Raw genomic sequence first — 14,536 nt, 5'->3', positions numbered from 1 at the left:
GCTATCTTTTAGCTAATAACGTTTCACCAGCAATTGTCTTTTGTCCTACTTTAACTAACGTTTTATAATTTTTGAAATAAACATCTGCCCTACTTCCAAATCTTATCATTCCAATTCTTTCGCCTTGTTGTAACTGTTGATCCTTTGAAGACTCACACACAATTCTTCTAGCAATTAAACCTGCAATTTGAACAACAATAACTTCCTCTCCATGACTATTCGTTATCTTGTAATAGTTTCTTTCATTATCTTCGCTTGCTTTATCAAGTGATGCATTTAAAAATTTTCCTGGTTTATAAAGTATTTCTGCAATTTTGCCTTCACAAGGTGTTCTATTAACGTGACAATCAAATACGTTCATAAAAATACTTATCTTAGTAAATTTTTTATCTTCTAAACCAAGCTCTTTTGGTCCATCTACCTCATGAACCATCAAAACTTCACCATCCGCTGGACTTGTTAGGTAATTTTCATCATTTATTGAAATTCTTTCAGGATCTCTAAAGAAATAATAAACCCATATAGATAGCACTAAACCAGTTAATCCTAGAAAGGTGCTTAAGAAATATAAAAAAATTGTTACAATAATAGCTATAGCTAAAAATTTGTATCCTTCAGAATGAATTTTTGGAAAAATTTTCTCTAACATAAGCTTATATTTGATAATTTTTTATTAATATGTATATAAAGCACTAAATTACAATTACTAATATAAATTATTCAAATATGGCTAAAATTAAGGTTAAAAATCCAGTTGCAGAACTCGATGGAGATGAAATGACGAGAATAATATGGGAGTTTATTAAAAGTAAACTTATTCTTCCATATTTAGATTTGGGTATTGAATATTTTGATCTAGGCATGAAAAGTCGAGATAATTCAAATGATCAGATAACAATTGACTCAGCCACTGCAATTAAAAAAATTGGTGTTGGTATTAAATGTGCAACAATCACACCAGATGAAGCCCGTGTTGAAGAATTCGATTTAAAAAAGATGTGGAGATCACCCAATGGAACTATAAGAAATATTATTGGAGGAACTGTGTTTAGAGAACCAATAGTTTGTAAAAATATTCCTAAATTAGTACCTTCATGGACTGACCCTGTAATTATTGGAAGACATGCATTTGGAGACCAATATAGGGCAACAGATTTTAAAGTTCCTGGAAAAGGTAAAATGGAAGTTAAATGGACAGCTGAAGATGGTAGCCAAGAAATAAAATATGAAGTTTTTAACTTTCCTGGACCAGGTATAGCTTTATCAATGTACAATTTAGATAAATCAATAGAAGACTTTGCAAGGTCTTGTTTTGGTTATGGTTTGATTAAAGAATGGCCTGTTTATTTATCAACGAAAAATACAATCCTAAAACAATACGATGGCCGTTTTAAAGATATTTTTCAAAAAATATTTGATGAAGAGTTTAAAGAAAAATTTGAAAAATTAAAAATTACTTATGAACACAGACTAATTGATGACATGGTAGCATGTGCAATGAAATGGAGTGGTAAATATATTTGGGCTTGTAAAAATTACGATGGTGATGTTCAATCTGATACCATGGCACAAGGATATGGATCTTTAGGCTTAATGACTAGCGTTCTATTAACTCCAGATGGAAAAGTGATGGAGGCTGAAGCAGCTCATGGAACTGTAACTAGACATTATAGAATGCATCAACAAGGTAAAGAGACCTCTACAAATCCAATTGCATCAATTTTTGCTTGGACTAGAGGTTTGGCTCATAGAGGAAAATTAGATAGCAATGAAGATTTGATTAAATTTTCAACTATATTAGAAAAAGTTTGTATTGATTGTGTTGAAAATGGATCAATGACAAAAGACTTGGCAATTTTAATTGGGCCCTCAAGTAATTACTTAACTACTAATCAATTTTTAGATAAGTTAGATGGACAACTTAAGAAAAAGCTTAATTAATTAATTTTTTAATATTTTCAAAAGACTGCTCAATTTTATCAGGTAATGTTCCCCCTGCTTGGGCAAAGTCAGCTCTTCCGCCACCACCTTTACCACCAATAACTTCTGAACCAGCTCTAACAATTTTTACAGCATCAAACTTTTTTTCTAATGTTTTGGTAACACCTACAGCTAATCCAACTTTATTATCATTGATTGCATAAATTATAACTAATCCTTCGCCAATTTCTTTTTTTCCTTCATCAATTAGCTTACGTAGATCTTTAAATGGTAAATCTATAATATTTTGAAATCTAACTTTAAATCCATTAATAGTTTGATCGTTGATTTTATTTTTATCTTTATCTTTTAATATTGAGCTAACTGAAAGTTGATCAAATTGTCTATTAAGGTCTTTTATTAAAGTTACTTGATCCTTGTTTTGAAGATTAGGTTTTCCTCCTAGTTTAATAATCTTTGTCTCTAATTCTTTTATGACTGCCTCATTTTTTTGATCAGACAAATTAGATTGGGTTTTTTTTTCTTTTAAAAAATCAACTAACTGCACATCTCTTAAAGCTTCAATTCTTCTTACACCAGCTGCAATAGATGATTGGCTTATAATCTTAAATTTTCCAATATCAGCTGTGTTTACAACGTGAGTTCCTCCACATAATTCAGTTGAGAAAAATTTACCTTCTTCATCTCCCATAGACAAAACTCTAACTTCATCACCATATTTTTCTCCAAATAAAGCTAGGGCACCATTTTCAACAGCTTCTTTAGGTGTCATTATTCTTGTTTTCACCTCTGACTTTTTTTCAATTATTGAGTTTACATAATGTTCAATTTTTCTCATCTCTTCATCTGAAATAGGTTTCATGTGACTAAAATCAAATCTTAATCGATCAGATTGAACTAAAGATCCTTTTTGAGTTACATGCTCACCCAAAACTCTTCTTAATGCTTCGTGCAATAAATGAGTGGCAGAATGGTAAGCTCTAATATTATTTCTTCTCTGTGTATCTATTTTTAATTCAACACTGTCTTTTAGTTTAACTGAACCTTTTTTAACTTTTCCGTAATGAACAAATAAACCCCCTAGTTTTTTTTGAACATCAGACACTTGAAATTCAAAAGTCTCTTTAGAGATTATTCCAGTATCTGCAACTTGTCCTCCTGACTCTCCATAAAAAGGTGTTTGATTTGTTATTATAATGCCTTCATCGTTTTCTTGTAGATCTTGGACCTCTTTATTATTTTTAAGAATTAAAGTGACTACACCTTCTGCTTTATCTGTAGAATATCCTAAAAAATCAGTTGCCCCTAAACGATCTTTTATATTAAACCAAATTTGATCTACCGAACTATCCCCTGATCCTTTCCAATTTTTTTTTGCTAATTCTTTGCTTTCTTTCATTAATAAATCAAACTTTTCCCCATCGACAGTCAGTGAATTATTTTTCAAAATATCTTCAGTTAAATCTAATGGAAAACCAAATGTATCGTAAAGCTTAAATGCCACTTCACCAGGCAATGTCTTTTCTACTTTCTCTAGCTCTTCATTTAATATTTTTATCCCTCTATCTAATAAAACCAAAAACTTTTCTTCTTCTGTTTTTAATGTTTCTTTTATTAAAGATTGTGCTCTTTCAAGTTCTGGATAATTGTTAGACATTTCTTCTAGAAGCGTTTTAAAAATATTATAGAAAACTGGTTTTTTAGAACCTAGTAAATGTGAGTGTCTCATTCCACGTCTCATAATTCTTCTTAGAACATAACCTCTTCCTTCATTAGAAGGTAAAACTCCTTCTGCTAATAAAAATGAACTTGCTCGTAAATGATCTGCTATTACTCTGAAGCTAGATTGATTAACCTCATCTACTTTAACGTTTAATGTGTCAGATGCAGATAGTATTAGTTTTTTAAAATGATCCGTTTCGTAGTTATCGTGTGTTCCCTGTAATAGTGCAGCTATTCTCTCAAGGCCCATACCCGTATCCACAGATGGTTTTGGTAAATTTATTCTCTTATCTTTTGAAATTTGCTCATATTGCATGAATACTAAATTCCATATTTCTATAAACCGGTTACCATCTTCATTTTTAGTGCCAGGTAAACCACCCTCTAGATGATCACCGTGATCATAAAATATTTCAGAACATGGTCCACAAGGCCCTGTGTCACCCATCGACCAAAAGTTATCTGACGTTGCTATCTTGATTATTCTATCATCGCTAAAACCAGCTATTTTCTTCCAAAAGTTAAATGCTTCTTCATCGTCATGATAAACTGTTACATAGAGGCGATTTTTATCAATTCCGAACTCTTTAGTTATTAAATTCCATGCGTAACTAATTGCCTCTTCTTTAAAATAATCTCCAAATGAAAAATTTCCAAGCATTTCAAAAAATGTATGGTGTCTTGGTGTATAACCTACATTTTCAAGGTCATTATGCTTGCCACCTGCCCTTACACATTTTTGTGAGGTTGTTGCTCTTACATAGTCTCTTTTTTCCAATCCAGTGAATACATTTTTAAATTGTACCATTCCTGAATTAGCAAACATTAATGTCGGATCATTATTTGGAACTAAATTGCTAAATTCAACTATTGTGTGATCATTTTTTTCAAAATAATCTAAAAAGGTTGTTCTGATTTGATTTAGCGTTTTGTCTGCCATATATTTAAAATACAGCTTTTTAATTTGATGTCTAGATAAGTGTAGGGAAAAAAGGCGCTTAAATTAAGCGCCTTTTAATAATTAAAGATGACTTTAACTAATTCTTTTTAGATGGAGGTGTTACTTCTTCTTTTATTTCCACTTTAGGATCCTCAATTTGATCTTTTGCTGCTTTTTCTGGATCAAGAGGATTACCTTCAATTTTTTTTGCTATCACCCCAGCTTTTTCTCTAATTGCCATTTCAATTTCTGCAGCAATTTGAGGATTTTGCTCTAAATAAATTTTAGCATTCTCTCTTCCTTGGCCAATTTTTTCTCCTTTATAAGCATACCAAGCTCCAGCTTTTTCAACAATGTCAGCTTTTGCACCAAGATCAACTAATTCACCTACTTTACTAATACCCTTCCCATACATCAGGTCAAATTCAACAACTTTAAATGGTGGGGCTACTTTATTTTTTACCACTTTAACTCTTGTTGAGTTACCAATAATTTCATCTCCATTTTTAATGGCACCAATTCTTCTAATATCTAATCTTACAGATGAATAGAATTTAAGTGCATTACCACCAGATGTGGTCTCTGGACTTCCAAACATAACTCCAATTTTCATTCTAATTTGATTAATAAAAATCATCATTGTGTTTGTGCTTGAGATTGAACCTGTTAGCTTTCTTAAAGCCTGACTCATTAATCTTGATTGAAGTCCTACATGGTGATCTCCCATTTCTCCTTCAATTTCAGCTCTAGGTGTTAGTGCTGCAACAGAGTCAATTACGATAACAGAAATTGATCCTGATTTAACTAAAGTATCAGCTATTTCAAGAGCTTGCTCACCAGTATCAGGTTGTGAAATTAATAATTCTTCGGTGTCTACACCAAGTTTTTTTGCATAAATTGGGTCTAAAGCATGCTCTGCATCTATAAACGCACATATTCCTCCAGCTTTTTGGGCCTCTGCTAATACTTGTAATGCTAAAGTTGTTTTACCAGACGATTCTGGTCCATAGACTTCAACAACTCTTCCTTTTGGTAAGCCGCCTATTCCAAGCGCCACATCTAGACTTAATGATCCAGTTGAAACTGACTCAACATCCATTGCTCTTCTTTGGCCAAGTTTCATTACTGATCCTTTTCCAAAATTATCGATGATTTGGCTCATTGCCGCGTCTAAAGCTTTGTTTTTCTCGTTGCCTTCTGCTTGCTGTGCTTTTGTAGATTTAACTACTTTTAAGTTGTTTTTAGTCATTTTATGCCTTTTTTATTAATAATTAGTATTCGAATCGTGGTTTAAATGTACACATTTTGTTCTTATTTTCAATAGTTATTTTTTTTAATGAAAAGATGGCTTAATTACTGAAGTTTTAAATAGTTATTATTCAAAAGCCCAATGGACTGCAATAATTTAAATTGTGAGAGTAAATAGTTTCTCTCAGAATCTGCTAAGCTTATTTTTGAGGTTAGTAGAATTGAGCTTGATTGAATTACGTCTAAAGTTGATCTTTCAAGTCCAGACTCATACTCGACTGTTATTCCTTCATTAGCAATCTCAGCAGCTTTAACTTGTGCTGTAACTGAATCTAATAAGCTTTTAGATACTTGGAGACTTGACCATGTGCTTGCAACATTAGTATCATTAGTCTTTAAAGCATTATCTAGCAATAATTTTTTTCTATTTTTTAGATTTTTACTTTTGTTTAAAGATGCAGAATTTTTTCCACCATTAAAAATTGGCCATGAAATAGTTGCTTTTAACACTTCTTTATCACGCTCACCTACTGTTGAGCTTACATCGTCAGATTTTGAGCTATTAAAAGATAAAGATGCAGAAGGTGATAGATCAGATCTAGCTATCGTTACTTCTTTTTCTGACTGTTCATATTCTAATTTTGAAATAATTAAATTAGGGTTTTTTGCTTTTGAAATTTCAATTGCTTCACTCAAGCTTACTGGCATTGTAAAATTTAAGTCGGATTCCTTGTCTAAAGAATTTACATCAATAATTGGACCTATAATTTTTTCATATATTAATTTAGCTGTTATAGTTTCATTTTTTGCTTGTAGAAATTTTGCCTGTGCTCCTGCACGTGATGATTCTGATTGTGCTAAGTCAGATAAGGTAATCTGACCTCTTTCTAATCTTGCTTGGTCTGTTTCAACTTGTCTTTCTAATAAATTAATATTGTTTTGATTGATCTTAAGTTTTTCTTCAGCAAATATAAGTCCTGAGTAAGCTTCTACTGCTTGATATAAAATTTCTTGTTCTGTTTTTAAAAGTTTTGCTTCAGCTAATGTTAATCCAATCTTACTTTTTTGCATACTTGCTATACCTGCAAATCCTTGAAATATTTTTTGTTCAATATTTATAGATTGGGTTTTTGGATCAACATCTGTGAAAGATGAGTTGGCACCTGAAACATCAGTTTGTTTTTCAGTATTTTCTTGGCTCTTAGACCCAGATAGTGTCACGCTTGGTAAAAATTCACTTCTTGAAATTTTTACATCTTCTCTTGAAACTTGAATATTTTCACGTTCTGCATTTAATACTGGGTTTTCATTATACGCTTGCAATAATGCTTTTGACAAAGGTATTGAAAAAGCTTTTCCATTAAAAAAAATAATAGATAAGAATATTAAAATTATTTTTTTCATTATTTTTTAAATTTTGTTTTTTCGATTTGATGATTGCTATTTAAATTCATTATAACTGATGAGCTTTTTATCGCATCTTTAAACATTTGTTGAGTAATTCTTTGATAAGTTTGCATAAAGTTTATTACATCTCCACTGCTCATAATCTTTAGGTTTTTCTTGTTTTTTGTTTGAACCCAGAGTTTTCTCTCCTGTTTTAATCTCCATTCTCTCAATAAGCTAAAGTTTTTAGCCTTTAGATATAGTAATCCATCCAATTGCTTGAATAAGGTTTTATATTTAGTTTTTAATTGATTATTGACATGGGTTCTCCATTTGGTTTTTTGATCATAGACTTTTTCAAGTGAGTTAATTGGTTTTTTAAGCTGGCTACTTGATTGAGCTCTTGCTCCAACACACCAACCTTCAAAAATGACCACATCAGGCTTTGTTTTGATTTTATACCATAAACTCTTTTGGCACCTATCATCTATTGCTTTATTAAATGTTGGAATTTGTAAACTTTTAAAGTTTTTATCTTTAATCTGTTTAAAAAAATTTAACATTAAATCTACATCGTGAGTTCCTGGTACTCCTCTCGTCATTAATAAGGGGTGTTTATTTTTAGACAATAATATTCTGTCTTTTCTTGTTTTATAAAAATCATCAATAGAAACTTTAAAAACATTTAACTTAAAATATTTTTTTAAAATTAAAGTTAAAATTGATGAGATAGTTGTTTTGCCTGACCCTTGTCCTCCAGCTAAACCTATCATTAATGGTTTTTTTTTATTAATTCTTTTTGCTATCCAAAAACTAACAGGTATTAAAAAGGATTTGATCATCTTATCTTTATTTTTAAATTTATCCTTCTTAGTTTCTTGAGAAGAGATAAATTTAAAACAATCTTTTTTTACTTTTTTAAAACAATCATTAACTGCTTGCATAAAAAATTACTTGTTGTCTAGAGGATGATTTTGCCCATCATTGACTGCAACATTTTCTAATTCAAACGTATTTATTTCATCTACGCATCCAAGATTAAATCCTGTCATAGCTGGATTGGCTCTTGGATTATGATGTGTATAAATTCCGCAGTTAGAACAAAAATAGTGTTTCGCAATTTTTGAATGAAATTGATAAAGTTTTAACTTATCCTCACCTTTAATTATTTTAAAATCTTCATTCTTAACCATAGACATTATTGCTCCTTTTCTTTTACAAATAGAACAATTACATTTTAAAACTTTTTCTAAGTTATCAGGCACGTTTATTTCTGCTTCTACTTCTCCGCAGTGACATGTTAGTTTTTTCATTTATATTTCTCCTTTATTTTTTATATTAATTTCAAACATTGCTTCATTTCTTCTGTTCATAGGTAGTGTGAAAGGTCCATCGTAAGTTGCTTTAATAGGTGGGCTCAAAATTATCATATTATCTTTTTTTAATTCATTTTCTAAAATGCTTTTATGTTTAATAAAATTTTTATCAGAAGCCCTTCCTGAGTATCTAATAACTGCATAATAACTAGCTTTAATATTTAATATTTTAACATCTGGATTAGACGGGCTTGGTATGTTTTCTTTATTAAATCTTGAAGGTAAATAAAATTGCATGGTCATATTTCCTTTTTTTTGCATTTGGGTGACTGGTGTTGTCATCTTAATCTCTTCATTTTTATCATTGTTGCCTGATATGTAGTTAAATAATTTTCTAAAACTGTTGCCTTCATTTGATATATCTGTTTCAATTGCTAAACGATCAGAATATTTTCTGATTTCATAAACTTCATTTTTTTTCACTACTTCATAATTTGCTTCTTCATAAGACATACTGTTAGAAGTTATAATTAAGCTAAGAAACACAATTGATAGAAATTTTTTCATTTTAATATGAAGTTTAAACTATCTCTGGTTGAAGTTATCCACAAGAGCACAAAATGTAGTTTCAATGTTCACGTTTTGATTCACCTTTGATTCAGTTACAGACTCAAAATACAACCTATTGCGTGTAATGTATAACTAGTCTATAAATTAGAACAAAACAAGAACATGAAATTAACTATTCCCTTTTACTTACATAAAGCTGGAGCTGGCTTTCCCTCTCCTGCAACAGATTATATTGAAGAAGATGTGGATCTTAATGTTCACTTAATCAAAAATGTTCCTGCAACTTTTATCATTAGAGTTCAGGGAAAATCGATGACTGATGTTGGTATTTATGATGGTGACTTATTAGTTATTGATAGAAGCTTAAAACCTAAAAATTTTTCAACCGTTGTTGCAAATGTTCATGATGAGTTAGTTGTTAAAAGTTTTGTTAAATCAAAAGATGGACAATTTTTAACATCAGGTTCAAAAAATATTGAAGATAAAATAATTATTGGTGATGAAACTGAAGTGTTTATTTGGGGAGTTGTGACTTATGTCATCCATTCAACGTACTAAGAAAATAGCATTAGTTGATTGTAATTCATTTTATGTTTCTTGTGAAAGATTATTCAATCCTAAGATTAGAAATAAGCCAGTTGTCGTATTGTCGAATAATGATGGCTGCATTATTGCAAGATCAAATGAAGCAAAGTTTCTTGGTATTAAAATGGGCGAGCCTTACTTTAAAGCTAAAGAAATAATACTTAAAAATAAAGTTTATGTATTTTCTTCAAATTATTCTTTGTATGGAGATTTATCTAGAAGAGTGATGAGAACTTTAAAAAGATTTAATCCTGAATTAGAAATATATTCAGTAGATGAAGCCTTTTTAGATTTGAGTAATTATCCAGATGATGAAGTAGAGGATGTGGGAAAAGAAATTAGAAGCATTATTTTACAATGGACAGGAATTCCAACTAGCATTGGTATTGCTAAAACAAAAACACTAAGCAAAGTTGCAAATCATATAGCAAAGAAAAAACAATCTGGTGTCACAAATTTAATAGGAATTGAAAATATTGATCCACTATTAGAAAAAATAGATATCAACGATGTGTGGGGAGTTGGTAAGCAACTAACTAAATTTTATCATCAAAATGGAATTTATAATGCTAAACAATTAAAAAATATATCAAATACTTGGATTAAAAAAAGTTCTAATGTTTTAAGTTCTCGAACTGCTTTAGAGCTTAGGGGAATTTCTTGTATCCCACTAGAAACCAAAACTTCAAAAAGAAAAAGTTGTGTAGTGTCAAGATCATTTGGCACAAGAGTTGAAAAGTTTCAAGAGTTAGAAGAAGCAGTTGCAAGTTATTGTTTAAATGCTTCAGAAAAAATTAGATCAGAATCTTTAATAGCAAAATCGATAACTGTTTCTGTTAGAACAAGCCCTTTTCAAAATAAAGGTGTATATTATTCAAATGCTAAAACTATAGATTTTCCAATAGCTACTAATAATAGTATTGAAATAGTTAAAACTGCTTTGATTGCATTAAATGAAATCTTTATTAATGGATACAGATATCAAAAAGCAGGAATAACATTGACTGGTTTAGTTAGTTCAAGTGGCAGTAAAAACCTGTTTTCTACTGAAAAAGATGAAAAAATTAAAGGATTAATGAGATCTATTGATAGCACAAATTATAGATATGGACGATCAACATTAAGTTTAGCTAGTGCTGGAGTAAATAAAAAATGGAATATGAGAAGAGACCACTCTTCAAAGATAGATACAGCTGACTTTCATTCGCTACCAATAATAAAAGCTATTTAAGCTGATCTACGCTGCTAATATCTTCTAAATAGTTTTCAAATTCTATAATATTTTCTCTCTGAGAAAGTATAATTACCAAAATCATCATAATTATAATCCCAATAACAGGTAAAAATGTAATCAATGATAGGTTACTACTAATTATAAATAGGTAAACAATTAAAAAAATTATAGATCTAATCAATAGTGTAATTTTAAAAACAGCTATAATTGATAGTGAATGTTTAAATAAGTTAATAAAACTCATTTTCGATGGTCCAAAAAATCTTTTACCTCTTATTGATGGGATAGATTTTCTATTTTTAAATAATTTAGTAACAGCTCCTGAAAAACTACTCCATGTTGATTTTTCTTTTATCATTTTATTAACTGCAGATTTAGGTAAGCAAATAAAATTACCAAACTTAATAGACTTTCCAGTGAAAACAAAAGTTAAATATTTGTGTAAAAAGTAACAAAGTTTAAAGAAAAACCCTTCAGATCTTTTTATTCTATTTGCTGTAACAACGTTATCAGGATAGTCATTTACCTTATCAATAAGTAGAGTTATTTCTTCTGCTCTATCTTCACCATCTCCATCCATTGGAATTATATAATCATAATCTTCGTGTTCAGCAATATATCTTAATCCTGATGCATTGCATCTAGCATGTCCTTTATTTCTTTTCATATTGATTATTTTAATGGACTTAAGATTCTTAAAATTAAAATCATAAATAGGTCTTACTTCAGTAGAACAATCGTTTACAATTATAATTGAAAATTCATGTTTTAAATCATTAACTTGCAAGTCTATATCTTCTAAGAGTTTAAAAACTGACTTCCAATCATTATATATAGGAATTAAAACTTTTATTCTATTCATCTATTTCCTACGCAAATATTATCAATGCAAATAAATTTAGACAATGAATTAAGTTTATCTTTTGAAATCAACCCTTCCCAAACTGGTCTAGAATTTAAGTGGTATGATAAATTTCCAGCATTCCATTCGTCACCAAGTACAACATTTATTGGCAATGTATGATTTTCCTTCCATAAATATTCGATTTTAATTGCTATTTCTTTACCCAAATAATCTGTTCTTTTATCTTTTTCTGTAATTGAAATATAGGCATAAGCAAAAGGTGAGAAAATAAATAAAATTAAAAATATTAATATGAACCCATTTAGTTTTTTAAGATTTATTTGTGCTTGAAAAATATAGACAATCAATACACCAAAAAATAAATAAAATGGGGTCATCCACATTGTTCTTATTTTAGAACCTGTCAATATTGAGGTTAAGAACATTAACCCAATTGGAACTAGATTAATAAATATTAAGAATAATAATTTCTTATCTTTTAATGTCATCTTTAGTTTAATTTTTTTTATTAAAAAAAATGACATTATAAAAAATGGAATTAATATTCCTATTTGTTTGACTAAAAATATTAAAGGGTGAACTATATGATCTAATAAACTTGAGCTCTCCAACCCTGTTCTAGCTAGCCCATATGCAATTGTTATATAATCGTTATTAGCCAACCAAATTAAATGGGGAACCAACAAAACAATAAAGACCTCTAGGGATATTAGATACTTGAAATCAAATTTTTTATATTTCTTTATAAAAATTATATAAAAAAATAATAAGTCTATTGATATTAAAAGATAAATAAAAAGATATTTAGATAAGAAACCTATGGCTGCAAAAGCTCCAAGCAAAAAACAATCCTTAAAAGTTATTGTCTGTTTATCAAATAGTTTCCAAGAATAATAAACGCACAACGACCAAAAAGGTAATTGGCAAACATTCACATTAAACTCAGGTGTTGTAAAATTATAGAAATAAATACCCTCTAAAAGAAGTACCGATATTAAACTTAAAGTTTTATTTTTAAATAGTTCTTCAGCAAATTTAAAAACAAAAATAAATGCCGTTACTACAAACAATTGACTTAATAAGTAGTAAGCCCAATCCTGCGATCCAAAAAGTTGGTAAATAACTTCAGGAAAAAAAGCACTTGCTGGTGGATGTTTATTAAATCCCCAATCTAAATTACCTCCCCAAGCCAAGGCTTCAATTGTATCAAGTGGCAAATTGTTATTTGTTAATGTGGGAACCAATGTCCATAAGATCAAATGAATTATAAGAAAACTATAAAACAATTTATTTATATTGTTTTTACTAACTAACATTTAATTGATTTTATATGAATTAAGCTCACTTGACACGTATTAATTGCTGAATATACTCCGGCAACTAAATTTATACATATGCCTAAAATCTCAAAATCATCTACTAAAAAACCAAAAGCAAAAAAAGCTACTAAAAAAACCAAAAAACCTTCGAAAATAATAAAAAAAGTTGTTACTATTGAAAAAAAAGAAAAGACACCAATTAAAATTTCAAAAAATTATATTCCTAAGGATACTGAAAAATATATGTGTGAAAAACACTTATCTTTTTTTAAAATAAAGCTAACTGAATGGAAAAAAGAATTGGTCAAAGCAAACAACGAAGCCCTTTATCATGGTTCAATGGATGATAATAGTGTTTCAGCTGACATAGTAGATCAGGCAAGCTCATACACAGATAAAACTGTAGAAATGAAAGCAATCAATAGACAAATTAAATTAATTTCTAAAATTGACCAAGCCTTATTACGAATAAGAGATAAAACTTTTGGATTTTGTGCAGAAACTGCGGAACCAATTGGAATCAAAAGATTAATAGCAAGACCAGTTGCTCATTTATGTATTGCAGCACAAGAGAAACACGAAAAAGATGAAAAAGTATACGCAGACGACTAAAACTTAAAATTTTTTTATCATTAACACTCTAGTATACTTCCAACTTCTATTTTACCTTCATCTACCGATCTTAAATAAACACCCATATCAAAATGGTCATAGCTTTTTTTTAATGACCTCAGTAAATTCGTATCACTTATATCTGTTTCAGGTTTTAAATTAATTGCAGTACAACGTGGAATATTTCTCTCTACCTTAAAAGAAATATTATTAATTTTTATAATCTTTCCAATCCATTTACGCTCTTCCCAGGCTTCAAGCCCTTCAATATAAAAATTTCCTCTAAATCGCTGTAATTCAATTTTTTGATTAATCTTTTTTTCGAAATCTTTAATACTATTTAGATTTATAAGGGATATGGAATTAAAGACCTTATTTGAATCGGAGGTATCAAAGAAAGGGGCCGTATCACTTTGCAATAAAAAAATTGGTTTGGTTAATGAATTTTCTAGTTCTAGTATTTTATTTACAAGTATAGATTTTTGTTCTGGATCATCAGCTATTATTGACAATAGTTCCTTATCACCAAGTTTTAAAATTAATCTAAGATTTTTGTATTCAAAATTATATCTATTTAAAACTGGAGAATTTTTTAATGTTAAAAAATTATTAAGCTTTCTTTTGCTTGGGTTTTTTTCAGATATAAGAGCTTTTTTTAAGTCAATAATTCTAGAAAACGCAAAACTTCTATCATTTACAATTCCCAAATCTTTTTTAATGATACATGATTTGATATTTGTAAAAGATAAAGATTTTACAGGACTAAAGTATATTGATGAAATCAAAACACTCATAAAA

General features: G+C 29.4%; 14 protein-coding genes. 4 read left to right on the top strand and 10 right to left on the bottom strand.

Annotated elements, in window-relative coordinates:
• Position 1: 1 nt before the first annotated feature.
• Positions 2-649, bottom strand: a complete 648-nt coding sequence (locus ABXT52_RS01255) for a phosphatidylserine decarboxylase (RefSeq protein ID WP_415272086.1) — start codon at positions 647-649, stop codon at positions 2-4.
• A 77-nt stretch (positions 650-726) separates the two neighbouring features.
• On the opposite strand from ABXT52_RS01255, the gene ABXT52_RS01250 reads away from it, so the two are divergent.
• On the top strand, positions 727-1,941 hold the full coding sequence (locus tag ABXT52_RS01250) for an NADP-dependent isocitrate dehydrogenase (protein ID WP_415272085.1): 1,215 nt from the start codon (positions 727-729) through the stop codon (positions 1,939-1,941).
• Here the strand turns inward: ABXT52_RS01250 and alaS are convergent.
• The 6 genes from alaS to ABXT52_RS01220 form a co-directional block, all read right to left on the bottom strand.
• Positions 1,934-4,603: an alanine--tRNA ligase gene (alaS, locus tag ABXT52_RS01245; RefSeq protein WP_415272084.1), complete on the bottom strand. Its 2,670-nt coding sequence runs from the start codon at positions 4,601-4,603 to the stop codon at positions 1,934-1,936. The genes ABXT52_RS01250 and alaS overlap by 8 nt on opposite strands.
• Before the next feature lie 97 nt (positions 4,604-4,700).
• Positions 4,701-5,852, bottom strand: a complete 1,152-nt coding sequence (recA, locus tag ABXT52_RS01240; RefSeq protein WP_415272083.1) for a recombinase RecA — start codon at positions 5,850-5,852, stop codon at positions 4,701-4,703.
• A gap of 104 nt (positions 5,853-5,956) precedes the next feature.
• Positions 5,957-7,255: a TolC family outer membrane protein gene (locus ABXT52_RS01235; protein ID WP_415272082.1), complete on the bottom strand. Its 1,299-nt coding sequence runs from the start codon at positions 7,253-7,255 to the stop codon at positions 5,957-5,959.
• On the bottom strand, positions 7,255-8,181 hold the full coding sequence (locus ABXT52_RS01230; protein ID WP_415272081.1) for a uridine kinase: 927 nt from the start codon (positions 8,179-8,181) through the stop codon (positions 7,255-7,257). Before ABXT52_RS01230 ends, ABXT52_RS01235 begins: the two co-directional genes overlap by 1 nt.
• 6 nt (positions 8,182-8,187) lie before the next feature.
• A complete protein-coding gene (locus ABXT52_RS01225) occupies positions 8,188-8,550 on the bottom strand; it encodes a GFA family protein (protein ID WP_018413915.1) in 363 nt (120 codons plus the stop codon).
• A complete protein-coding gene (locus ABXT52_RS01220; RefSeq protein WP_415272080.1) occupies positions 8,551-9,120 on the bottom strand; it encodes an SOUL family heme-binding protein in 570 nt (189 codons plus the stop codon).
• 165 nt (positions 9,121-9,285) lie between these two features.
• Between ABXT52_RS01220 and ABXT52_RS01215 the strand changes: the two genes are divergently transcribed.
• Both ABXT52_RS01215 and ABXT52_RS01210 read left to right on the top strand, forming a co-directional pair.
• Positions 9,286-9,681, top strand: a complete 396-nt coding sequence (locus ABXT52_RS01215) for a LexA family protein (RefSeq protein WP_018413913.1) — start codon at positions 9,286-9,288, stop codon at positions 9,679-9,681.
• Entirely contained in the window at positions 9,659-10,939 is a 1,281-nt protein-coding gene (locus ABXT52_RS01210) for a Y-family DNA polymerase (RefSeq protein ID WP_415272079.1), read from the top strand. Before ABXT52_RS01215 ends, ABXT52_RS01210 begins: the two co-directional genes overlap by 23 nt.
• On the opposite strand, the gene ABXT52_RS01205 is transcribed toward ABXT52_RS01210, so the two are convergent.
• Together ABXT52_RS01205 and ABXT52_RS01200 are read right to left on the bottom strand one after the other, a co-directional pair.
• Positions 10,932-11,804, bottom strand: coding sequence for a glycosyltransferase family 2 protein (locus tag ABXT52_RS01205; RefSeq protein ID WP_415272078.1), 873 nt, complete (start codon positions 11,802-11,804; stop codon positions 10,932-10,934). The genes ABXT52_RS01210 and ABXT52_RS01205 overlap by 8 nt on opposite strands.
• Positions 11,801-13,123, bottom strand: coding sequence for a glycosyltransferase family 39 protein (locus tag ABXT52_RS01200; RefSeq protein ID WP_415272077.1), 1,323 nt, complete (start codon positions 13,121-13,123; stop codon positions 11,801-11,803). Before ABXT52_RS01200 ends, ABXT52_RS01205 begins: the two co-directional genes overlap by 4 nt.
• A 78-nt stretch (positions 13,124-13,201) precedes the next feature.
• Between ABXT52_RS01200 and ABXT52_RS01195 the strand changes: the two genes are divergently transcribed.
• Positions 13,202-13,738, top strand: a complete 537-nt coding sequence (locus ABXT52_RS01195) for a TraR/DksA family transcriptional regulator (RefSeq protein ID WP_415272076.1) — start codon at positions 13,202-13,204, stop codon at positions 13,736-13,738.
• Between the two features lie 20 nt (positions 13,739-13,758).
• Here the strand turns inward: ABXT52_RS01195 and ABXT52_RS01190 are convergent, their stop codons facing one another.
• A complete protein-coding gene (locus ABXT52_RS01190) occupies positions 13,759-14,532 on the bottom strand; it encodes an MOSC domain-containing protein (protein ID WP_415272075.1) in 774 nt (257 codons plus the stop codon).
• Positions 14,533-14,536: the final 4 nt, after the last annotated feature.

The sequence above is a fragment of the Candidatus Pelagibacter sp. Uisw_121 genome (assembly GCF_047722545.1).
Taxonomy (GTDB): domain Bacteria; phylum Pseudomonadota; class Alphaproteobacteria; order Pelagibacterales; family Pelagibacteraceae; genus Pelagibacter.
Note: the sequence above shows the minus strand (reverse complement) of the source record. Positions and strands in the feature narration are given on the sequence as shown.

Bases quoted from the DNA above. Each gene is read 5' to 3' on its own strand.
- ABXT52_RS01255 (WP_415272086.1), bottom strand. From the start codon at position 649: ATGTTAGAGAAAATTTTTCCAAAAATTCATTCTGAAGGATACAAATTT.
- ABXT52_RS01250 (WP_415272085.1), top strand. From the start codon at position 727: ATGGCTAAAATTAAGGTTAAAAATCCAGTTGCAGAACTCGATGGAGAT.
- alaS (WP_415272084.1), bottom strand. From the start codon at position 4,603: ATGGCAGACAAAACGCTAAATCAAATCAGAACAACCTTTTTAGATTAT.
- recA (WP_415272083.1), bottom strand. From the start codon at position 5,852: ATGACTAAAAACAACTTAAAAGTAGTTAAATCTACAAAAGCACAGCAA.
- ABXT52_RS01235 (WP_415272082.1), bottom strand. From the start codon at position 7,255: ATGAAAAAAATAATTTTAATATTCTTATCTATTATTTTTTTTAATGGA.
- ABXT52_RS01230 (WP_415272081.1), bottom strand. From the start codon at position 8,181: ATGCAAGCAGTTAATGATTGTTTTAAAAAAGTAAAAAAAGATTGTTTT.
- ABXT52_RS01225 (WP_018413915.1), bottom strand. From the start codon at position 8,550: ATGAAAAAACTAACATGTCACTGCGGAGAAGTAGAAGCAGAAATAAAC.
- ABXT52_RS01220 (WP_415272080.1), bottom strand. From the start codon at position 9,120: ATGAAAAAATTTCTATCAATTGTGTTTCTTAGCTTAATTATAACTTCT.
- ABXT52_RS01215 (WP_018413913.1), top strand. From the start codon at position 9,286: ATGAAATTAACTATTCCCTTTTACTTACATAAAGCTGGAGCTGGCTTT.
- ABXT52_RS01210 (WP_415272079.1), top strand. From the start codon at position 9,659: ATGTCATCCATTCAACGTACTAAGAAAATAGCATTAGTTGATTGTAAT.
- ABXT52_RS01205 (WP_415272078.1), bottom strand. From the start codon at position 11,804: ATGAATAGAATAAAAGTTTTAATTCCTATATATAATGATTGGAAGTCA.
- ABXT52_RS01200 (WP_415272077.1), bottom strand. From the start codon at position 13,123: ATGTTAGTTAGTAAAAACAATATAAATAAATTGTTTTATAGTTTTCTT.
- ABXT52_RS01195 (WP_415272076.1), top strand. From the start codon at position 13,202: ATGCCTAAAATCTCAAAATCATCTACTAAAAAACCAAAAGCAAAAAAA.
- ABXT52_RS01190 (WP_415272075.1), bottom strand. From the start codon at position 14,532: ATGAGTGTTTTGATTTCATCAATATACTTTAGTCCTGTAAAATCTTTA.